This is a genomic window from Variovorax sp. P4_B10 (assembly GCF_056402375.1).
The window spans coordinates 13,271-34,436 of the sequence record NZ_JBFUHN010000021.1 but is presented as its reverse complement, the minus strand read 5'-3'; the positions used below and the strand labels follow the sequence as shown (position 1 = coordinate 34,436).

The 21,166-nt window shown below is 64.6% G+C and carries 20 protein-coding genes; 14 read left to right on the top strand and 6 right to left on the bottom strand.

The genetic code is table 11. The annotated features are described in order from the left end of the window. Positions 1-4 precede the first annotated feature (4 nt). Positions 5-988: a LysR substrate-binding domain-containing protein gene (locus AC1DXX_RS12360; RefSeq protein ID WP_478134494.1), complete on the bottom strand. Its 984-nt coding sequence runs from the start codon at positions 986-988 to the stop codon at positions 5-7. 174 nt (positions 989-1,162) lie between these two features. Between AC1DXX_RS12360 and AC1DXX_RS12355 the strand changes: the two genes are divergently transcribed. Continuing rightward, positions 1,163-1,483, top strand: a complete 321-nt coding sequence (locus tag AC1DXX_RS12355; RefSeq protein ID WP_478134493.1) for a DUF2917 domain-containing protein — start codon at positions 1,163-1,165, stop codon at positions 1,481-1,483. Between the two features lie 93 nt (positions 1,484-1,576). On the opposite strand, the gene AC1DXX_RS12350 is transcribed toward AC1DXX_RS12355, so the two are convergent. Further along, on the bottom strand, positions 1,577-2,464 hold the full coding sequence (locus AC1DXX_RS12350; protein WP_478134492.1) for a DUF6279 family lipoprotein: 888 nt from the start codon (positions 2,462-2,464) through the stop codon (positions 1,577-1,579). Between AC1DXX_RS12350 and glmU the strand changes: the two genes are divergently transcribed. Continuing rightward, positions 2,463-3,890 carry a bifunctional UDP-N-acetylglucosamine diphosphorylase/glucosamine-1-phosphate N-acetyltransferase GlmU gene (gene glmU, locus AC1DXX_RS12345; protein WP_478134491.1) on the top strand — a complete coding sequence of 476 codons (1,428 nt, stop codon included), beginning with the start codon at positions 2,463-2,465 and terminating at the stop codon, positions 3,888-3,890. The genes AC1DXX_RS12350 and glmU overlap by 2 nt on opposite strands. A gap of 228 nt (positions 3,891-4,118) precedes the next feature. Here the strand turns inward: glmU and AC1DXX_RS12340 are convergent, their stop codons facing one another. Beyond that, positions 4,119-4,601, bottom strand: a complete 483-nt coding sequence (locus AC1DXX_RS12340; RefSeq protein WP_478134490.1) for an Lrp/AsnC family transcriptional regulator — start codon at positions 4,599-4,601, stop codon at positions 4,119-4,121. Between the two features lie 138 nt (positions 4,602-4,739). Here AC1DXX_RS12340 and glmS point away from each other — a divergent pair, with 138 nt between their 5' ends. Further along, the gene (glmS, locus tag AC1DXX_RS12335) at positions 4,740-6,620 is read left to right on the top strand and encodes a glutamine--fructose-6-phosphate transaminase (isomerizing) (RefSeq protein WP_478134489.1); all 1,881 of its coding nucleotides are present in this window, start codon (positions 4,740-4,742) and stop codon (positions 6,618-6,620) included. A 25-nt stretch (positions 6,621-6,645) separates the two neighbouring features. Here the strand turns inward: glmS and AC1DXX_RS12330 are convergent, their stop codons facing one another. After that, positions 6,646-6,915, bottom strand: coding sequence for a helix-turn-helix domain-containing protein (locus AC1DXX_RS12330; protein WP_478134488.1), 270 nt, complete (start codon positions 6,913-6,915; stop codon positions 6,646-6,648). A gap of 41 nt (positions 6,916-6,956) precedes the next feature. Here AC1DXX_RS12330 and AC1DXX_RS12325 point away from each other — a divergent pair, with 41 nt between their 5' ends. Then, positions 6,957-7,223 (top strand): GIY-YIG nuclease family protein, encoded by a 267-nt coding sequence (locus AC1DXX_RS12325; RefSeq protein ID WP_478134487.1) that lies wholly within the window; start codon positions 6,957-6,959, stop codon positions 7,221-7,223. Positions 7,224-7,249: 26 nt separating this feature from the next. On the opposite strand, the gene AC1DXX_RS12320 is transcribed toward AC1DXX_RS12325, so the two are convergent. Next, positions 7,250-9,040: a SulP family inorganic anion transporter gene (locus tag AC1DXX_RS12320; RefSeq protein WP_478134486.1), complete on the bottom strand. Its 1,791-nt coding sequence runs from the start codon at positions 9,038-9,040 to the stop codon at positions 7,250-7,252. An 83-nt stretch (positions 9,041-9,123) separates the two neighbouring features. On the opposite strand from AC1DXX_RS12320, the gene AC1DXX_RS12315 reads away from it, so the two are divergent. The 6 genes from AC1DXX_RS12315 to AC1DXX_RS12290 all read left to right on the top strand — a co-directional run bounded on the left by AC1DXX_RS12315 (position 9,124) and on the right by AC1DXX_RS12290 (position 15,098). Beyond that, positions 9,124-10,047, top strand: coding sequence for a DUF3616 domain-containing protein (locus AC1DXX_RS12315; protein WP_478134485.1), 924 nt, complete (start codon positions 9,124-9,126; stop codon positions 10,045-10,047). A 254-nt stretch (positions 10,048-10,301) separates the two neighbouring features. Continuing rightward, positions 10,302-10,982, top strand: coding sequence for a low molecular weight phosphatase family protein (locus tag AC1DXX_RS12310; RefSeq protein ID WP_478134484.1), 681 nt, complete (start codon positions 10,302-10,304; stop codon positions 10,980-10,982). Positions 10,983-11,100: 118 nt separating this feature from the next. Further along, positions 11,101-12,342, top strand: coding sequence for a thiamine pyrophosphate-dependent enzyme (locus AC1DXX_RS12305; RefSeq protein WP_478134483.1), 1,242 nt, complete (start codon positions 11,101-11,103; stop codon positions 12,340-12,342). A 5-nt stretch (positions 12,343-12,347) separates the two neighbouring features. Then, positions 12,348-13,361, top strand: coding sequence for an alpha-ketoacid dehydrogenase subunit beta (locus AC1DXX_RS12300; RefSeq protein ID WP_478134482.1), 1,014 nt, complete (start codon positions 12,348-12,350; stop codon positions 13,359-13,361). Next, complete coding sequence (locus AC1DXX_RS12295) at positions 13,362-14,600, top strand: dihydrolipoamide acetyltransferase family protein (protein WP_478134481.1); 1,239 nt, start codon at positions 13,362-13,364, stop codon at positions 14,598-14,600. It begins immediately after the preceding gene. Between the two features lie 294 nt (positions 14,601-14,894). Beyond that, the gene (locus AC1DXX_RS12290; RefSeq protein ID WP_478134480.1) at positions 14,895-15,098 is read left to right on the top strand and encodes a hypothetical protein; all 204 of its coding nucleotides are present in this window, start codon (positions 14,895-14,897) and stop codon (positions 15,096-15,098) included. Between the two features lie 477 nt (positions 15,099-15,575). Here the strand turns inward: AC1DXX_RS12290 and AC1DXX_RS12285 are convergent, their stop codons facing one another. After that, positions 15,576-15,743 carry a hypothetical protein gene (locus tag AC1DXX_RS12285; protein WP_478134479.1) on the bottom strand — a complete coding sequence of 56 codons (168 nt, stop codon included), beginning with the start codon at positions 15,741-15,743 and terminating at the stop codon, positions 15,576-15,578. 445 nt (positions 15,744-16,188) lie between these two features. On the opposite strand from AC1DXX_RS12285, the gene AC1DXX_RS12280 reads away from it, so the two are divergent. The 4 genes from AC1DXX_RS12280 (at position 16,189) to AC1DXX_RS12265 (ending at position 21,101) form a co-directional block, all read left to right on the top strand. Continuing rightward, on the top strand, positions 16,189-17,343 hold the full coding sequence (locus AC1DXX_RS12280) for a polysaccharide biosynthesis/export family protein (RefSeq protein WP_478134478.1): 1,155 nt from the start codon (positions 16,189-16,191) through the stop codon (positions 17,341-17,343). Then, complete coding sequence (locus AC1DXX_RS12275) at positions 17,340-17,795, top strand: low molecular weight protein-tyrosine-phosphatase (RefSeq protein ID WP_478134477.1); 456 nt, start codon at positions 17,340-17,342, stop codon at positions 17,793-17,795. Before AC1DXX_RS12280 ends, AC1DXX_RS12275 begins: the two co-directional genes overlap by 4 nt. Then, positions 17,792-20,053, top strand: a complete 2,262-nt coding sequence (locus AC1DXX_RS12270; RefSeq protein WP_478134476.1) for a polysaccharide biosynthesis tyrosine autokinase — start codon at positions 17,792-17,794, stop codon at positions 20,051-20,053. The genes AC1DXX_RS12275 and AC1DXX_RS12270 overlap by 4 nt, the downstream gene beginning before the upstream one ends. Before the next feature lie 325 nt (positions 20,054-20,378). After that, a complete protein-coding gene (locus tag AC1DXX_RS12265; RefSeq protein WP_478134475.1) occupies positions 20,379-21,101 on the top strand; it encodes a sugar transferase in 723 nt (240 codons plus the stop codon). Positions 21,102-21,166: the final 65 nt, after the last annotated feature.

Genomic DNA, 21,166 nt, shown 5'->3' with positions numbered 1-21,166 from the left:
TCGTTCAGTCGATGTTGTCGACCGTGTCCGGGTCGGGCACCTCGCCGATGGTCTCGCGCGTGGTGACGGCCTGGACCTGCAGCCAGTCCCAGAAGGCCTTGATCTCGGGCCGCAGCGCGTTGCGCGGCCCCGCGATGAGCCAGTAGCCCATCGGCGAGTCCATGCGGTGCTGCGGCAGCACCTCGACCAGATCGCCGTTGGCCAGGCTTTCGGCGATCAGCGAGCTGCGCGCCAGCGTCACGCCCTGGCCGGTGAGCGCGGCCTGCACCATCTGGTAGGCGTAGTTGAAATAGAGCCAGCGCTTGGGCTGGGCGCGTTCCAGGCCGTTGACCTCGAACCAGCGCCGCCAAGTCAGCCATTCGAGGTGCGTGCGGTGCGCATCGCCGGCTTCGATCAGGGTGAAGCGGGTGATGTCCGCCGGTGTCTTGATCGGCGGGCTGCTCTTGATCAGCCAGGGGCTCGCCACCGGCGTGAGGGTCTCGCCGAACAGGCGCACGGCGGTGGACGGCATGGCTTCGCGCGGGCCGTAGCGCAGGGCGATGTCCACATCGGCGACTTCGAGGTCGACCGCCACGTCGCTGGCGTCGATGCGGATGTCGATCTCGGGGTTGTCGCGCTGGAAGGCTTCCAGCCGCGGAATCAGCCACATCGAGGCGAACGACGCAAAGGTGGTGAGCGACACGCTCTTGCGCCCCGCGCTCTGGCGGATCTGGCGCACCGCCGTGTCGATGCGCGGCAGCGACTGCTGCACCGCGAGCAGCAACTGCGCGCCCGCGCTGGTCAGCTCCACCGCCCGGGTATGGCGCAGGAACAGCGCCACGCCCACTTCTTCTTCGAGCGACTGGATCTGGCGGCTGACCGCCGACTGGGTCAGTGCCATCTCTTCCGCCGCGGCGCGAAAGTTCAGGTGCCGGGCCACGGCCTCAAAGGCGCGCAAGTGTCCGGCCGAGATCGGGCGGGAGCGCAGATGGGTTTGCGAATGTTGCATGGGTGTGACTTCGGGGAGCGGGCTGGCGTTCGGGTCGATTGATGCGAAACGAGCATCAGTAGGCTACCTCGTTTTCATTGGACCGCCAACGGGGGTAGAGAGATCATTCATTCCCGAACTGCGCCATTGCCTCCGTCTGTCATCGCACTTCGGCAAAGCCAAGGAGTTTCCATCATGTCTACCGCCGTCTGCACCACCGAATCGCTCGCATCCCTGTCGATCCCTGCCCGTACCACTGTCGCCATTCCGCCGGCCGTGCGCCGCGGTGCCTGGCAGATTGCGCCCGGCGAGGCGATGAGCCTGAAGGCGCGGTCGGCCAGCGTACTGCGGGTCAAGCAAGGCCGGGTCTGGGTCACGCCGGATGCCACGCTGGCCAACCCCAGCGAAGACCTGGTGCTCGCACCGGGCGAATCCATGATGGTGGCCGCCGGCCAGCGTATCGTCATGGAAGCGTGGGATGGCTACGGTGCCACCTACTCGTGGGATCAAGTCTGATCGGTCATCTTCCCACGGACGGAAAGGCGGCTTCGGCCGCCTTTTTCTTTTTTCAGCCGTCGATGCCGAAGCCGGCCGATCCGAAGCGCCGCCTCAGCGCGTGGCCACCAGCTGGCGCAGATCGTCCTGGTAGGCCTGCAGCCGGCGCACCGCCCGCTCGCGCTGGTTGGCACTGGTGACGTTGTGCAGGGCGGCGAGGTTGCGGCAGCCTTCCTGCCGCAGGGCCTGCTGCTGGTCGCGCCAGGGGCCGGGCGGCGCCTCGGCGATGTGCAGCACGTAGGCATGGAGCGCCGCGCGCGCCTCGGCCGGCGATGGTTTCGCGGTGCCGAAGCTGCGCAACATCACCAGCGCTTCCTGCTGGCGCCCGCGGCGCTCGACRTCCGCGAGTTGCGGGTTGAACACCGATTCGGCGACCTGCTGTTTCAGCAGATCGCGCTGCTCTGTCGTGAGCCGGCCATAGAAGTCCTCGGCGCGGTCCAGGAACCGGTCGTAGCGCTTTTCGTTCACTTGTGCGCGCGTGCGGTCGAGCCAGCTCTTGCGGTACGCGGCATCGTTTTTGGCGTACTTGCGCTCGAGCTGCTGCAGTTGTGCCTCGCTCAGGCTCAGCGCGAGTTCGGTGCCGGCCGGCTCGGCGCGCTCGGTCACGGCCAGCAGGCGCTCGCGGATCCGGTCGGCGAGGTTGCAGGCCTGCGCCGGCGTCACCTCGCCCGGCGCCAGGTCCTGGGCTTCCTGCAGCAGGGTGACGACCTTGGGCAGTTCGTTCTGGCGGTGCCAGGCCAGCAACTGGGCGAGTTCGTCGCGCACCTTGGGTGTCTGCGCGCCGTCGAAGTCGAAGTAGGCATCGAGCCACCAGTAGCTCACCCCAGGCAGGTTCTCGTAGGCCAGCCGGATGGTGCTGCAGGCGCCCAGCGCGGCGGCCAACAGCAGCACGCCGATAATTCGCGCCAGTTCCGCGCAACGAATCCGGGAAGAAAAAAGCATGAATCAGACTCCGCAGCAAGGCATTCAGGGGCCGATCGACATCGTGATCATGGCGGCCGGCAAGGGCACGCGCATGAAAAGCAAACTGCCCAAAGTGTTGCATCGATTGAGCGGCCGCGCGTTGATCGCGCATGTGGCGGACACCGCCGCACGGATCGGCGCGCGCCACGTGGTGGTGGTCACCGGTCACGGCGCGGCCGAGGTCGAAGCTGCCATGGCTGGCGCCGTGGGCGGTGCCACGCCGCGCTTTGTGCGCCAGGAGCCGCAGCTCGGCACCGGGCACGCGGTGCAGCAGGCGGCACCGCTGCTGCCGGACGACGGCACGGTGATCGTGCTCTCGGGCGACGTGCCGCTGATCGGTGAAGAGACATTGCGGGCGCTGGTGGCCGCCAGCGCGGGCCAGCGGCTCGCGCTGCTGACCATCGAATTCGACGACCCGGCCGGCTATGGCCGCGTCATCCGCGCGCCGGGCGAGGGCGCGGTGACCGCCATCGTCGAGCACAAGGACGCGACCGAGGCGCAGCGCGCCGTGCGGGAGATCTACAGCGGCGTGATGGCTGTGCCGGCGCGCCTGCTCAAGGGCTGGCTCGCGCGGCTCGACAACCGCAATGCGCAGAACGAGTACTACCTGACCGATGTGGTCAAGCTCGCCGCGGCCGACGGGGTGCCCGTGGTGGCGCACATCACGACCGATGCGCTGCAGGTGGCCGGCATCAACAGCCCGGCCCAGCTCGCGGCGCTCGAGCGCGCCTGGCAGCTGCGCCAGGCCAACGCGCTGATGGAGCAGGGCGTGCGCCTGGCCGATCCGGCGCGCTTCGACCTGCGCGGCACGCTGGACTGCGGGGCCGACGTCGAGATCGACGTCAACTGCGTGTTCGAAGGCAAGGTGTCGCTGGGCGAGGGCGTGCGCATCGGCGCCAACTGCGTGATTGCCAATGCGCGCATCGAAGCCGGCGCGGTGATTCATCCGTTCACCCACATCGATGGCGAGAAGGCCGGCGTGACGGTGGGCGAGCGGGCCCTGATCGGCCCCTTCGCGCGGCTGCGGCCCGGTGCGCAGCTGGGCCCCGAGGTGCACATCGGCAACTTCGTCGAGGTCAAGAATTCGACGCTTGCGGCCGGCGCCAAGGCCAACCACCTGGCCTACCTGGGCGACGCCACGGTAGGCGAGCGCGTCAACTACGGCGCGGGCAGCATCACGGCCAACTACGACGGCGCCAACAAGCACCGCACCGTGATCGAAGCCGACGTGCATGTGGGCAGCAATTGCGTGCTGGTGGCGCCGATCACCATCGGCGCGGGCGGCACCATCGGCGGCGGGTCGACCGTGAACAAGTCGACCGAGCCCGGTGCGCTGACCGTGGCGCGCAGCAAGCCGGTGAGCTTTCCCAATTGGAAGCGCCCGCAGAAAAAACCCAAGGCCTGAAAGGGCGTCGCCTCCGGAACGGGGGCGGGAATTCGGGGCGCGTGCACAGGCCACCGGGTACTCCCCTCCGCGAATGTCCCCCGCTTCGCTCCTCCTTTATTTCGCTGCGGGGAGCACCCGGTGCCCTGTGCACGAGGGCGCGCTGCTGGTTCGCGGCCGATCAACCAGTGCTCTGAACGAGCACACCATCGGCGTGATTGCCGCCCCGAACAACGCACCTCCAACGTTTCATCCCAGTGGCACTCTGGGCTCGAACTTGGCGCGCTTGAGGCTGAAGAACGCCTTGACGTTGCGCACGTTGGCGTCGGCCGTGAACAGCCGCTGCGTGAGCGCGGCGTAGTCCGGCATGTCGCGCGCTGCCACCACCAGCACGAAGTCCGGGCCGGGCGAGACACGCCAGCACTGCTGCACCGCGTCGTCCGCGATCACGCGGGCCTCGAAGGCGTCGAGCGCGGCGGCGTCCTGCCGGTCCAGCGAGATTTCGACCACCGCCTGCAATCCGTGGCCCAGCACCGTGGCAAGCCGGTCGGGCGAGAGCAAGGCGACCTGGCGCTCGATGAGTCCGTCCTGCCGCAGGCGCTGCACGCGGCGCAGGCAGGTGGGCGGCGAGATGCCCACATCGGCGGCCAGCCGCTGATTGGTCTGCGAGGCGTCGCGCTGGAGCGCATCGAGCAATCGGAGGTCTATTGCATCGAGGGAGATTGATTCCATATACGAGTAAATTATGGAATAAAAATGCAGGTTGATGGGGTTGTGAAATAAAAGTCCAAAATCAATGGAATTTCGACGGCATATTTTCCTGCCACCTCCCTACCATCAGGCCTCCTCTTCATCCAAAGGCAGCTCACCATGTGCGGCATCGTCGGGGCAGCGTCCCATCGCAACATCGTTCCGGTCCTGGTCCAGGGCCTTCAGCGGCTCGAGTACCGCGGCTATGACTCGTGCGGCGTGGCGGTGCATGCCGGCGGCCTGACGCGGGCGCGCACCACCTCCCGCGTGGCGGACCTCGTCACGCAGGTGCGCGACGACCATGTCGCAGGGCTGACCGGCATCGCCCACACGCGCTGGGCCACGCACGGCGCGCCGGCGGTGCACAACGCCCATCCGCACTTCAGCCATGGCCCCGGCACCGATGCACAGGGCACGCGCCCCGGCCGCATCGCGCTCGTGCACAACGGCATCATCGAAAACCACGAGGCGCTGCGCGCCGCGCTCGAGGCCAAGGGCTACGTGTTCGAGAGCCAGACCGACACCGAGGTCATCGCGCACCTGGTCGACAGCCTCTACGACGGCGACCTGTTCGAGGCCGTGAAGGCCGCGGTGCTGCAACTGCATGGGGCCTACGCCATTGCAGTGATCTGCCGCGACGAGCCGCAGCGCGTGATCGGCGCACGCGCGGGCTCGCCGCTGATCCTCGGCGCGGGCAAGGAAAGCGGCGAGAACTTCCTCGCAAGCGATGCCATGGCGCTCGCCGGCGTGACCGACCAGATCGTCTACCTCGAAGAGGGCGACGTGGTCGACCTGCAGCCCGGCAAGTACTGGATCGTCGACCGCAACCACAAGCCCGTGACGCGCCAGGTGCGCACCGTGCAGGCCCACAGCGGCGCGGCCGAACTCGGCCCCTACCGCCACTACATGCAGAAGGAAATCTTCGAGCAGCCGCGCGCCATCGGCGACACGCTCGAAGGCGTGGCGGGCATCGTGCCCGAGCTGTTCGACGGCATCGGGCAGGACGGCGCCACCGGAGCGAGCGCCCACCGCGTGTTCAAGGACATCGACAAGATCCTCATCCTGGCCTGCGGCACCAGCTACTACAGCGGCTGCACCGCCAAGTACTGGCTCGAAGGCATCGCGAAGATTTCGACGCAGGTCGAGATCGCGAGCGAGTACCGCTACCGCGAATCGGTGCCCGACCCGAAGACGCTGGTGGTCACCATCAGCCAGTCGGGCGAAACGGCCGACACGCTGGCCGCTCTCAAGCACGCGCGCTCGCTCGGCATGGAACAGACGCTGACCATCTGCAACGTGGCCACCAGCGCGATGGTGCGCGAGTGCAAGCTGGCCTACATCACGCGCGCCGGCGTCGAGATTGGCGTGGCATCGACCAAGGCCTTCACCACGCAGCTCGCCGGCCTGTTCCTTCTCACGCTGGCCATTGCGCAGACCAAGGGCCGCCTGAGCGAGGCCGACGAGGCGCGCTACCTGAAGGCCATGCGCCACCTGCCGGTCGCGCTGCAGTCGGTGCTCGCGCTCGAGCCGCAGATCATCGGCTGGGCCGAAGACTTCGCGCGCAAGGACAACGCGCTGTTCCTCGGCCGCGGGCTGCACTATCCGATCGCCCTCGAAGGCGCGCTCAAGCTCAAGGAGGTGACCTACATCCATGCCGAGGCCTACGCGGCGGGTGAGCTCAAGCACGGCCCGCTGGCGCTCGTGACCAGCGAGATGCCCGTCGTGGCGGTGGCGCCGAACGACGCCCTGCTCGAAAAGCTCAAGAGCAACCTGCAGGAAGTGCGCGCGCGCGGCGGCGTGCTTTATGTGCTGGCCGATGGCGACACGAAGATCAAGAGCGGCGAAGGGCTGCACGTGATCCGCATGCCCGAGCACTACGGTGCGCTGTCGCCGATCCTGCACGTGGTGCCGCTGCAGCTGCTGGCGTATCACACGGCGTGCGCACGGGGGACGGACGTGGACAAGCCGCGCAACCTGGCGAAGAGCGTGACGGTGGAGTGAGCGGCGCCGGCTGGCGGGGCTGAATTCAGGAGGCGAGCTGGTCGTCGCCTGGAATCAGCAACTTCGTTGCGATGCCGTAGAGCGCAAGCATGCCCAGCACGTGCCCGATGGCGACGCCTGGTTCACCTGATTCAATGCGAGCGATCGTCTGGACATGCACACCGAGCCGGGCGGCAGCTGCGGCCTGGCCTTCACCGGCGTTGGTACGTGCCAGCTTGGCCTCTGTACCCATGCGCTTGATCGCCTGAAGGGCGCCGCTGTCAATGTCCGCCGAGATGCGTTTTCCTTGGGCCATCCGAATATTGTCGCTGCACAATCTACGCCGTGCCTCGAACCTTGCCTGACCCTGAACCCACGCCTTACTGGCTTTACCTCCTGGAATGCGAAGGCGGCGTGTACTACACGGGGATCGCGCTCGATGTGGAGCAGCGCTTCTTTCAGCATGTCTTCGGACTGGGCGCCAAATTCACACGCGCGCGTCCTCCGTTGCGTGTGCTTGCAGCCCGCGCATACCCTGACAAGGGTGCTGCATTGCGGGCGGAAATCAGGGTCAAGGCGCTGCCTCGCGCTCGGAAACTTGCCTTCTTCGAGGACATGGCGTAGTTCGCGACCTGGCTCGCGGCATGCGCTCAGCGCCCCTCGTCCTCCCAGTCCACCCAATCCACCGGATGGGTCTCGAGATATCCGCTGACGGTGGCACCGATGGTCGGAAAGAACGCCGCTTCCCCAAGCCGCGCGAAAAGCCCGAACCGCTTCAGCTTGTCCTTGACGGGGTCCTTCATCTCGGCAAAGCGCAACTGAATGCCAGCCGCGTGCAAGGTTTCGATCAACTCGGCCAGCATGTCGGCGGAGGTCACGTCCACGCTGGTGACCGGTTCCGCCGCAACGACCAGCCAGCGCACCGGCGTGGGCGACGAAGCCACAGCGTCGAGCCCCCGGTCGTGGAACAACTCGGCGTTGGCGAAGAACAGCGGCGCATCCCAGCGGAACAGGACCAGGCCGGGGATGAGACGCGCATCCGGATAGCGCGTGATGTCGTGGTAGCCCTTGACGCCGTCGACGCGTCCCAGAACCGCGGAATAGGGGCGCCAGGCATCCCACAGGAATTCGATGACCGCAATCACGATGGCCAGGCCGATGCCCTCGATCGCGCCCAGCACGGCCACGCCGACGGTGCAGGCGATCGATAGCCAGAACTCCCACCGTTGGATGCGATAGATTCGTCGCAGGTCGGTGACCTCGATCAGGCCGATGGCCGATGCGATCACGACCGCGGCCAGTGCGCTGGTGGGCAAGTTTTTCAGCAGGTCCGGCGCCACCACCAGCAGCAGGGCAACACCAAGCGCGCCGACGACGCCGGTCAGCTGGGTTTTGGCGCCTGCGGTCTCGGCCACGGGGGTGCGTGACGAACTGCTGCTGACGGGAAAACCCTGAAAAAATCCGGCCACCAGGTTGGCGGCGCCGAGCGCCACCATCTCCTGGTTCGGGTCGACATAGGTGCGGGTCCGCGCCGCATAGACACGAGAGAGCACGCTGGTGTCGGCGAACGAGACGAGGGCGACGGCGCAACCGCCGATCAGGACGGGGGCAATGTCGGCGGCAGTGATCCAAGGGATGGTGAACGCGGGCAAGCCTTGTGGGAGGGCGCCGAGGACCGACACCCCGGCGCGTGTCGCAAGGCCCAGCACGCCAACGACGACGGTCGCTCCCGCCACGGCGATCAGGATGCCCGGCAAGCGCTTGCTGCCCTTGAGCAGCAGGATGACCGCCAGGGTGCCTGCGCCGACCATGAACGTGGTCCAGTTGGTCTTTCCATCCATCGCCGCTGCAGCGATAGCCCTCAGGTTTCCCAACGGTCCGTCGCCCTCGATCGAAAAGCCGAAAAGCTTGGGCAGTTGGCTGATCAATACCGTCAGCGCGATGCCGTTCATGTAGCCGTAGCGAATCGGCTTGGAGAGAAGCTCGGTGACGAAGCCCAGGCGCGCGACTCCGGCGAGGATGCACACCGTCCCCGACACGATCGCCATCATGCCCGCCAGGGCGACCGCGCGATGCGGGTCGCCGCCAGACAGTGGAAGGACGACGGCGAGCATGACGGCAGCCAACGAGGAATCCGGGCCCAGCACCAGAATCCGGCTGGGTCCGAACACGGCGTACGCGAGCAACGCAACGATGGTCGCGTAGAGGCCATAGATGCCGGGTACGCCCGATGCCTCCGCGTAGGCGATGCCGACGGGCACCAGCATCGTGGTCAGCACCAGTCCGGCAACGATGTCGCGCCGCAACCAGGCCATTGGGTACCCGCGCAGCGTGCGGAGTCCCGGCAGCCAGCGGCGCCACCCGGTCTGATCGGCGGACTTCGTCCGCCGCGCAATGCGGCCGGGTTCCGGGAGGGGAGACGAAGGATCCAAATTGCTCATGAGCCGCTGGCCATTGGGTGGACAGTGCGGATGCGCGTGAGGAAAGGCAAGGGGGAAGATACGGGTGGGTAGACAATGCTTCGATGGTGCAGAAACGACCTCCCGCTTTCCAGCCATTGACCGGCATCTATGAGCCGTCGGCGATCCAGCAGTTGCCTGACGGGCGCTTTCTTGTGGTCGAGGACGAAAAGCGCCATCCCTTCAGTTTGGTCGTGATCGGCGCCGACGGAAGTGTCGACAGTACCGAACTCACTGCTGGACTGTTTCAGATCTTCAGCGACTTCTGGGAACTGGATGATCTCGAAGGACTTGCCTTGGACCGGGCAGGCTTCGTCTACGCCATCACATCGCATTCTCGAGACGACGAAGGCGACGAAAAGAAGTCCCGTGAACGACTGGTTCGGTTCCGGATCGAGGGGAATCGGGTGGCGGACCCCAAAGTCGTCGACGGATTGAAGCGCGCCCTGACGGCGAAGCATCCTGAACTCGCCTCGGCAGCCAGGATCCGGGATGTCAAAACCGGCGGCGGGCTCAATATCGAAGCGTTGGAGATCAGTCCGGACCAGCAACGACTGCTGATCGGCTTTCGCAGCCCGTTGCGCGACGGCCGCGCGATCATCGCCAGCGTCGAGAATCCGCGTGGCCTCTTCGAGGCGGATGAGGCCCCCCGGCTGGCGGCTGATCTCGATGAGCTGGATCTGGGCGGCCACGGAATTCGTGGGTTGTCTTACGTCCCCTCCATCGGCGAGTACCTGGTCATCAGCGGGCCGGTTTCGCGCGAGCCAGGTCAGTTCGCCCTCTGGCTCTGGAATGGTCGGCAAGGTGGCGCAGCGCACCGTGTCACGGTTCCAGGTCTTGAGGGCCTGGGGCGCGCAGAAGGGGTGAGCCCCGCCGTCATCGACGGGGTCGTCCGAATCATCGTCGTCAGCGACGATGGGAACCGGAAGGCAGGACGATCGGCGAGTTATCTTCTGCTGGACCTCGATCAACTGCAAACTGCGCATTGAATCGGGCCGCCCCGGGACACTGAAGTCACATGCGCGTCAGAGTGCAATGCGAGGATATGCAGTGACGGTCGTGGGACGCTGGTAGGGAATGCAATTTGCGCCTCGAATCCTGAGGCTCCCGATGTCCGCGGCCGTCTCTATAACAAGCCTCCGTCCTGGCCCGCGCGCGCCAGGCGTGTTGCCCGGTCGGAAAACAGAGGCGCATCGGAATAGCGCAGGGTCCCGCGTACGCGGGACTCGTCAAGCGCCAGTCGGTGCACCGCGTCACGAAGCTGAAGTACATCGGCATCGTGCTCCCCGTACAGGGCCTGCATTCGCACGAGGAGGTGCTGCAGGCGAGCTTGATCCTTGCTCATCGCATCGTCCTTCCTTATAAAGATGGGGAAGCCGCCGGCGGGATGGAACTGCCACCCCTGCGTCAGGCTCAACTCTATATGTCAACAGTGGGCAAGGTCCGGGTCATTTTTGTTTCGAAGCGCAACTCACTTCGAAGCGTTCTTGCACATGCATGTCTCGAACATGTCGGCGGTGACCGTTATGCGGCCCTGTCGTGCGGCTCTCCAAAGTACCTTGCCAGCGAAATTCATCCCGCTGCGCTCGGTGCGCTCGCGAGTGCCCGGATGCGACCGCCTCTCGGAATTCCGACGAGTTGGGAGAAGTTGAAGGAACAGGGTGCCGCAAGAGCCGCGTTCATCATCACGCTGGACGATGAGACCATGGGGGAACAGCCGGCGTGGCCGGGGCAACCGGATACCGCGCTGTGGTCGATGCCGGACGTTGCCGCATTGGAGGATCCGGAGAAGACGGCCTACGGCGCGATCCAGGCCCTCTACGCTCTGCGTCGCAGACTCGAGTTGTTCGTCAACCTGCCGCTGGCCAAAGGTGACCGGGCGTCTCTCCGGGCTGATGTCCGGGATCTGGGAACCATGAGATAGCACGGCCGCGGCAGCCCRCCTGCTCTCCAGAGAAATACGCGATTGACCGACTGCGCCGGAGCCTGAAATTCGTTAGGCTTTGCTGGCGAGCGATCCCATCGAGCGCGGAGACAACGCGATGAGCCAGGGCGCATCCCTTCGTCTGCATGTGCCGGAGCCCACCGGGCGGCCGGGGCACGAGACCGATTTTTCCTATCTCCATCTGTCGCGTGCCGGCGAGGTGCGAAAACCGCCGATCGATGCATCGCCGGCCGACACCAGCGACCTAGCCTACACGCTGGTGCGCGTGCTCGACGACGAAGGCCGCGCCGTTGGCCCGTGGGACCCGGAGGCCGACCCCGAACTGCTGCGCCGGGGCTTGCGCGCGATGATGAAGACGCGCGCCTTCGACGCCCGCATGCTGATCGCGCAGCGGCAGAAGAAGATCTCGTTCTACATCCAGTGCCTCGGCGAGGAGGCCATCGCCACCGGCCATGCGATGGCGCTGCAGCAGGGCGACATGTGCTTTCCCACCTACCGCCAGCAGGGCCTGCTGCTGGCGCGCGACGATGTGACGCTGCTGGAATTGACCTGCGAGCTGATGTCCAACGAGCGCGACCCGCTCAAGGGGCGGCAACTGCCGGTGTGCTACTCGATGAAGCGGGCCGGCTTCTTCTCGGTCTCGGGCAACCTGGCCACGCAGTTCATCCAGGCGGTGGGCTGGGGCATGGCCTCCGCGATCAAGGGCGACACGCGCATCGCCTCGGGCTGGATCGGCGACGGCGCCACTGCCGAGTCCGACTTCCACACCGCGTTGACCTTCGCGCATGTCTACCGCGCGCCGGTGATCCTCAACGTGGTCAACAACCAGTGGGCGATTTCCACCTTCCAGGCCATCGCCGGCGGAGAGGCCACCACCTTCGCGGCGCGCGGCGTCGGCTGCGGCATCGCCTCGCTGCGCGTCGACGGCAACGATTTCCTCGCGGTGCTTGCGGCCTCGCGCTGGGCGGCCCAGCGCGCCCGCGGCAACCTCGGGCCGACGCTGATCGAGTGGGTCACCTACCGCGGCGGCGCGCATTCGACCTCGGACGATCCATCGAGGTACCGTCCGGCCGACGACTGGGCGCATTTCCCGCTGGGCGATCCGATCCCGCGCCTGGCGCAGCACCTGACGGCGATCGGCGCCTGGTCGCAGCAGGAGCACGACCAGACGCAGGCAGACATGGAGGCGCAGGTGAACACCGCGCTGAAGGAGGCCGAGCGCTTCGGCTCCATGGCCGACGGCCATGTCGCCGGCGCTGCGACCATGTTCGAGGACGTCTACAAGGACATGCCCGAACACCTGAAGCGACAGCGCGAGCAGCTGTCGTCGGAGGGATGACGCGCATGGCTTCGATGACCATGATCCAGGCCCTGCGTTCCGCCATGGACGTGATGCTCGAGCGCGACGACAACGTGATCATCTACGGCCAGGACGTGGGCTACTTCGGCGGCGTGTTCCGCTGCACCGAAGGCCTGCAGGCCAAGTACGGCCGCTCGCGCGTGTTCGACGCGCCGATCAACGAGGGCGGCATCGTCGGCTCGGCCGTCGGCATGGGCGCCTACGGGCTGCGCCCCGTGGTGGAAGTGCAATTCGCCGACTACGTCTACCCGGCCTACGACCAGATCGTGTCCGAGGCGGCACGTCTGCGCTACCGCTCGGCGGGCGATTTCACCGCGCCGATCACCATCCGCATGCCGTGTGGCGGCGGCATCTACGGCGGCCAGACGCACAGCCAGAGCCCGGAGGTGCTGTTCACGCACGTCTGCGGGCTGCGCACGGTGATGCCCTCCAATCCGCGCGATGCCAAGGGCCTGCTGATCGCCTCGATCGAGAACGACGATCCTGTCATCTTTCTCGAGCCCAAGCGGCTGTACAACGGCCCCTTCGACGGCCACCACGACCGGCCGCTGGTGTCCTGGTCGGCCCATCCGCTGGGCGAGGTGCCCGAGGGCTACTACACGGTGCCGCTGGAGTCGGCCACCGTGTTCCGCCCCGGCGCCGACCTGACGGTGATCACCTACGGCACCATGGTCTTCGTCTCGGAAGCAGCCGCGCAAGAGACCGGCATCGATGCCGAGATCATCGACCTGCGCAGCCTGTGGCCGCTGGACCTGGAGACGCTCGTCGCTTCGGTGAAGAAGACCGGCCGCTGCGTGATCGTGCACGAGGCCACGCGAACCAGCGGCTTCGGCGCCGAGCTGACGGCGCTGGTGCAGGAGCATTGCTTCCACCACCTGGAGGCGCCGATCCAGCGCGTGGCCGGCTGGGACACGCCCTATCCGCATGCGCAGGAGTGGGCCTACTTCCCGGGCCCGGCGCGCGTCGGTGCGGCTTTCCGGCGCGCCATGGAGGACTGAATGAGCACGCATGCGATCAAGGTGCCGGACCTCGGCGAAGGCATCGCCGAGGTGGAGCTGGTGGCGTGGCGGGTCCAGCCCGGCGACACGGTGGCCGAAGACCAGGTGCTGGCCGACGTGATGACCGACAAGGCCACCGTCGAGATTCCCTCGCCGGTCGCAGGCAAGGTGCTCGCGCTCGGCGGCGAAGTGGGGCAGCAGATCGCGGTGGGCGCGGAGCTGATCCGGATCGACGTGGAGGCGGGCGGCGAGGCGGAGGTGGTGTCGGCCGCGCCGGTGCTGGCGCCTGCCGCGGCACCGGCACCGGCACCGGCACCGGCACCGGCACCGGCACCGGCACCGGCCGAGCGCGCGCGCCCATCGGGTGGCAAGCCGCTCGCCTCGCCTGCGGTGCGCCATCGGGCCGCGGTCCTCGGCATCGATCTTCAGCAGGTGCCGGGCAGCGGCGCGGACGGCCGCATCCTGCATGAGGACCTCGACGCCTGGCTGGTCCGGAGGCCCGGTCCGCAGGCACCGAGTGCGGCGCGCTACGCAGAGCGCAACGACGAGGAGGCCGTGCCCGTGACCGGCGTGCGCCGCCGCATCGCACAGCGCATGCAGGATGCGATGCGCCGCATCCCGCACTTCACCTACGTCGAGGAGGTCGACGTGACCGAGCTGGAGTTGCTGCGCGCGCGGATCAACGAACGCTGGGGCGGCGAGCGGGCGCACCTGACGCTGCTTCCGCTGCTGGTGCGTGCGGTCGTGCTGGCGGCGCCGCGCTTCCCGCAGATCAATGCCCGCTTCGACGACGAGGCGGGCGTGCTCACGCGTCACGGCGCGGTGCACGTCGGCATCGCGACCCAGACCGCGGCCGGCCTCATGGTGCCGGTGCTGCGCCACGCGGAAGCACGCGACCTCTGGTCCAGCGCGACCGAGATCGCACGCTTGGCCGATGCCGCGCGCGCGGGCCGGGCCACGCGCGACGAACTGAGCGGCTCGACCCTCACCGTCACCAGCCTCGGCGCGCTGGGCGGCATCGCCTCCACGCCGATCATCAACGCGCCCGAGGTAGCGATCGTCGGCGTCAACCGCATCGTGCAGCGCCCCGTGATGGTGGGTGGTGCGGTGGTCGCGCGCCGCATGATGAACCTGTCCTCCTCCTTCGATCACCGTGTGGTCGACGGCCAGCTTGCGGCCGAATTCGTGCAGGCCGTGCGGGCTTCGCTCGAATGCCCGGCCCTGCTTTTTGTCGAGTAGCCGGTACCCGGGTCGTCGTTCCGCCAGCAATTGCGAAGGCCGGGGCGCCTCCGCAGAAGTCCTCATACGTGAGGTCCGGATCGTGATTCACACTTGCCGGATGTCTTCCCGTCGGAATTCGGGAAACGCCGAGGTCAGGCGGCGCACAGGTTCGGCTTACATACTGCGCATGCAGCGTCCACAGACCTGCATATCTTCCTCTTAGTCTTAGGCTATCCTCTCGCACCCGACACGCGTAGCGATTTTTTACACATCAACAGGCTACATGCGTGCTTGCGCGAAAGGGAGAGACAAATGCGCTTGATCCTCGTCGAACTTTTACTGGCCTTGGTGCTGCTGCCACTGAGTGGCTTGTTCTGGTGGTGGGCTTTCGGCTTGGGCGGCTGGGCTCTGGCCGGTTTTCTGCTGTTCGTCGGTGGCGCCTTGTATCTTGTGCTGCGGGGCGTCCGCGCCACCAAGGACCAACTCGGCCATCCCGGCGATACCGAAGAGCAGTAGACCTGTTCCTGCGCAAGGTCCGCGCCCACTTCCCTGCACACGCCACGGGTGCAGGATGCTGATTTCCTCGGGACCCTGACCCGGCGTTCCCATCGGATATTCCCCACCCTCTTTGCGAGCCTGCAGGCTCGCGGTGCGGACAAGTCGTTCCCGATCTTCTCCCTCCGGTGGAGCCGGCTGCGCGCAGCTGTGCCTGAACCGGGAACTGCCCGGGAGCCTTCCCCTGGCCCCGCGCATTCAAACGCCGATCAATCGGTATATCGAATCTGAATTCTTTTTTCTGATTCATTTCTGCGCGCCCCAAGTTGAGGCTGAATTTCCATGACCGGCATGTGACGCATCATGCGTCGCCTGAATGGCACGTATATAAAACAATACAAAAGTGTCGGCCAGATATTCGCAGCACCTATTGCCGCGGCAACAAAAGGCTATCGCCAATCAATAAATCGACAATTAACCTGAAATCATTCGTCGATTTCATGGCAGCCGTTGCACGGTATTGGTGCTTTCGACCGAGGCGAGGGCCGGAAAATTCAGGCAGCGCGAAAAACCTACCATTAATTCAAAAGCATGCGACAACCGCAAGGTCAACGGTTTTGTGGTTGCATCCCGTGCCATTTCAGGCGCGTCGTAGGTCGTTTTCATTCGATGAGGCCTGGCATCTACTCAACGACACAATCGTTTACAAAAGGCTACGCAATATCAGAAACCCTAAAAGAATGGGTTTCGTTGCTTAAAAACGACGATATCCCCATTTGAAGAGGTAATTAATAAGTCGCAATTCCGACCGTCGATGACGCTCGTGCCCGGTGGGTTTCCAAGGCCGCTTTTCCCAATGAAAAGAAGGGTCTGGCGTGCTTGATAAAAGATAACCATACGGCTGGTATGGTTGCGGCACGAATGGAAACGTCTTTTGCGTCTTTTGCACGAAAAAGGGATGCTTCGTGCGCAGCGACAATTCAGTTTTTCGGCCACCAGTCGATAAAGCGCAGGCTTGCTTGAGCGAGCGCCGCGACAAAGGTCCTGCTCCGATTCAAGCAGGCTCGGCCTTTGCATATGAATCGCAGTCGTTGAAAAAACCAGTTTTGCAATGGAGATCAATTTGACACGCTACGTGTACCTGATGGGGTGGAGCGCTGCCCTGGCCGGCGCGTTGTTGCTCCAGGGCTGCGCACCGGGCTTCGGCTCGATGGCGGTCTACGAGCCCGACCAGAGTCCGCCGCCGGCCATGACGGCCGACGGCGCGCCGGAAGGCGCGATCACACCCATCTCGCCGGGCCTCATCCGCACCATGGCCGAGTCGCAGCCGACCGCGATTCCACCCGACGTGAAGGCCCTGTTCGGCGAAGCCCCCGTCTACACCATCGGCCCGAGCGACGTCGTGGGCGTCATCGTCTACGACCATCCGGAGCTGCTGCCCAACGCCGGTGCCGTGATCACCCAGCAGGTGGACCCCACGGGCATCAGCGTGGCGCCGGGCTTCATCGTCGACGCCACCGGTCAGATCAGCTTCCCGTACATCGGCCGTGTCCGGTTGCAGGGGCTGACCGAAATCGAGGCCTCCGACCTCATCGCCAAGCGCATTGCCCGCTACATCAAGGATCCGCAGGTGACGGTTCGCATCCAGTCCTTCCGAAGCCGTCGTGCCTTCGTGGAAGGCGAAGTGCGCACGCCGGGACTGCAGCTGTTCACCGACGTTCCGATGACGCTGGCCGAAGCGCTCAACCGCGYCGGCGGCATCACGCCCAACGGCGATCGTTCGTTCGTCACGCTGACGCGGGGCGACAGGACCACGCTCATCGACCTGACACGTCTCCAGGACCTGGGCGGCGGCGCCGGCAGCATCCCGCTGCAGAACGGCGACGTGGTCCAGGTGCGCAACCGCGAGGAGAGCAAGGTGGTCGTGATGGGCGAAGTCCTGCGTCCCTCGGCGCTGCTCATGCACAACGGCAGGCTCAGCCTCAACGAGGCGCTGGGCGAGGCCGGCAGTGCCAGCCTGGGCACCGCCAACACAGGCCAGATCTACGTCGTTCGCAACAACGCGAAGGGCACGCCGGCCGTCTTTCACCTGAACGCCAAGAACCCCGCCGCATTGGCATTGGCCGACCGCTTTCCCCTGCAACCGCGAGACGTCGTCTACATCGACTCCGTGCCGCTCGTCAGCTGGAACCGCGTGGCCAGCCTGATCCTGCCGGCCGCCCAGGTGCTCGATATCGGCGACCGCGTCTACATGAATCACCGATGAAATCCGTGCTGACAGTCTGCATCGGCAACATCTGCCGAAGCCCGATGGCGGAAGGCCTGCTGGCAGCAGGTTTGCCGCACCTTCGCGTGGTCTCCGCGGGCACCGGCGCGCTCGTCGGCCAGCCGGCCGACGCCACGGCCCAGAAGCTCATGCGAAAGCGCGGCATCGACATCTCGGGCCACGTCGCACAACAGGTGAGCCAGCTGCTGTGCCGGCAGGCCGACCTGATCCTGGTGATGGACCTGGCGCAGCGCCGCCACCTCGAGTCGACCTACCCCTTCGTGCGCGGCAAAGTCTTTCGCATTGCCGATACCGCCGCGCAGGACGTGCCCGACCCCTACAGAAAAGACGAAGCGGACTTCGAGCATGCCCTGGCCCTGATCGATGCCGGCGCCCGGGCGTGGATCGACCGCATCCTGAAGATCACAAAACCTGAACCGCAACCGACATGAATGCATCCCAGCAAGCCGCCCCTCCGATGCAAGCGCTGGAAGACGAGGGCGACGGCATCAATCTGACCGAGTACTGGGACATCCTGGTCGACAACCGCTGGCTCGTCGCGGCCGTCGTTGCCATTGCCCTGTTCCTGGGGGCGGCCTATGCCCTCCTTGGCAAGCCTGTCTACGAAACCAATGTGGCCGTGCAGGTGGAGGATTCCGGCAACTCTGCGGGGAGTTTCCTGGGCGATGCCGCCTCCTCGCTGCTGAGCGTGAAAACGCCGGCGGCCGGTGAGATCGAAATCCTTCGCTCCCGCGCCATCCTCGGCAAGGCCGTGGAGAACACCAAGCTCTATATCAGCGCGCGGCCCCGGTATGCCCCCCTCGTGGGCAGCTGGCTTTCCCGCCGTGCCACCGAGCTGTCGGATCCCGGTTTCATGGGACTTTCCGGCTACGTGACCGGCACCGAGAAGATCATGGTCCCCCAGTTCGACGTTCCCGCGGACTTCGAGGAAAAGCCATTCACGCTGACCCTTGGCGCCGATGGCCAATATGAACTGAGCCACCCCGACATCGAGACGCCGATGAAAGGCGCCATCGGGACCTTGCTGACCGCAAACATTCCCAATATTCCCAATGGAAACCTGAGGCTGCTGGTCAGTTCCATCAGCGCCAAGCCGGGCGCGCAGTTTCAGCTCGTCCGGTCTTCGACCCAGCAGACGCTCCTGACGCTGCAGGACAACCTGAAGGTCGTGGAAAAGGGCAAGCAGTCGGGCGTGCTCGACGTCAGCTGGAAAGGTCCGGATGCGGAAAAGCTGACGCAGCTGCTGAACGAAATCGGGCGCCTCTATGTCCGTCAGAACATGGAGCGCAAGGCTGCCGAGGCCGAAAAAACACTGGGCTTCCTCGACACCACGTTGCCGGAGTTCAAGAAGCAGTTGGAGCAATCCGAAGATATCTACAACCGCTACAGAAACCAGAACGGCACCGTCAGTCTCGACGACGAGGCGAAGAATGCCCTGACACAGACCGTCGACCTGCAATCCAAGCTGCTGGAAGCGGAACAGAAGCGGCGCGAACTCGCCGCCCGTTTCACGGACGAGCATCCGGGCCTCCAGACCTTGGACACCCAGGTGGCGGCATGGAAGGGCGCGATCGCAACCATCGATGCGCGCATTCGAAAGATGCCGGAGCTGCAGCAGAACACCGTGCGCATGCAGCGCGACATCAAGGTGAACACGGACCTTTATGTATCGCTTCTCAACAGCTCACTGCAGATGCGGTTGGCCAAGGAGGGCAAGGTCGGAAACGTGCGCCTGCTGGACGAAGCCATCGTTCCGGAAGAGCCGGTCTGGCCCAAGCGGCCGCTGGTCATCGTCCTCGCGGCGATCCTGGGGCTGGCCGCCGGCATCGCGGCCGCGGTTGCCAGAAGCTCATTCTTCGGCGGCATTCGCAATCCGGGCGAAATCGAAACCCATACCGGGCTCAACGTCTACAGCAGCATTCCCCTGAGTGCAGTTCAGCGCACGCTCGACAGGAACATCGAGAACAAGGCCGCCGGCCTGCACGTCCTGGCGCACCTGCACTCCGAGGATCCGGCGGTGGAAAGCCTGCGCAGCCTGCGGACCGCGCTGCAGTTCGCCATGCTGGAAGCGACCAACAACCGTCTTCTTATTTCCGGTGCGACCCCGGGCGTGGGCAAGACGTTCATTTCGGTCAACTTCGCTGCCATTACCGCCGCAACCGGAAAACGGGTGCTCCTGATCGATGCGGACTTGCGAAAAGGCCGTGTCAATCAATTCTTTTCAATACCGCGATCCTCTGGGTTGTCCGAATTGATCGCCGGCACGCTCAGTTTTGAACAGGCTATTCGCCCGTCGGTCCTGCCGCATCTGGATGTAATAACTACGGGTGTACTTCCACCCAATCCGGCAGAACTGCTCACGAGTGAATCTTTCGTTCATGTACTGGAAAAGTTATCTCCGAAATACGACCTCGTTATCGTCGATACGGCGCCTGTTCTCGTGGCAGCGGACACCGCTTCCGTTGCTCCGCTGGCAAGCACTTTGCTTCTGGTTGCACGCGCGGAAAAGACCCAGCTCGGTGAATTGAATGAAAGCGTCAGAAGACTTGCGCATGCAGGGCGCTCGGTAAATGGCGTAATTCTGAATGCTATAGACCTCACGCGACGCCATGCTGGAAGCGGAGGCTATAAATATGGTGCTTACCGCCACTTACAATATACATACAAAACCAACAGGGATTCCACTTAGCCTGTGAAAAATGGAGTTAAATTCCATTCTGTGCGTTCGACATTTTATTCGCGCATCGAATTAATACTCAAATTGTATTTAGAGTAACAACGTATTACGAATGAAGATTGGTTCATTTGTACTACGTCAACAGAGAGTCATTTGGCCGCGCAATAGTTTCTGCATCGCAGATCCTACGAGGCATTTGTGCGGGTCGTGTCGGCCAAAAAATCAAGGCCATAACCAAAGAGGTGCAAGCTCTTGCTTGCATGAGGAAAGGTGCGCCAGCAATGAAAGTCCTTCGGAGAGAAATTTTGTCTCGCTTCAGATATGGATGGAGAAAACCATGAGAAACCTCCGCCCCGAAGAATCGCTGGTCCCGCAAGGCTGGGACAGCTCGGAACTCAACGGCGAAATGCCCCGCGACAATGCGCAGAACCATGTTCACCATCCGACCGTGCTTCGAGTCGGAAAAAGATCGGTGGATATTGCCGTTGCGCTGTTCTTTTTCATTGCCTTCGGCTGGCTCTTCGTTCTGATCGGGATCTGCGTCCTGATCGGTTCCGGCGCGCCTGTCCTGTACTCCCAGCCACGCTACGGAAAGGGAGGACGGGTATTCCGGTTCTATAAATTCCGCTCGATGATGCCGAATTCCGCGCAGATCCTCGAGGAGCATCTCAAGAACAATCCCGTGGCACGCCAGCAATGGGATGAATACCAAAAACTCGAAGACGATCCGCGAATCACCCGCTTCGGTAAATTCATTCGAAAGACGAGTCTCGACGAATTGCCGCAGTTCTGGAACGTGCTGACCGGCGATATGAGCCTGATCGGCCCCCGGCCCTGCATGCTCGAGCAAAAAAATCTCTATGGTCAGGATTGGTCCCACTATTGCGCCGTGCGGCCGGGGATCACGGGTTTGTGGCAAGTCAGCGGCCGCAATCAGTTGAGCTACAACGCGCGCGTCGCGTTGGACGTGAGGTATGTCGAGACTCTTTCCGTTGGGAAGGACGTCGACATCTTCTTCAAGACCATCTGGGTGGTTGCCATTGGTCACGGGTCGCGATGAATTTCGCCGTTCCCGCGGTGTTCGGCGTCAGCCGAACCGGCCGATGACAAGGAATAAATAGAACA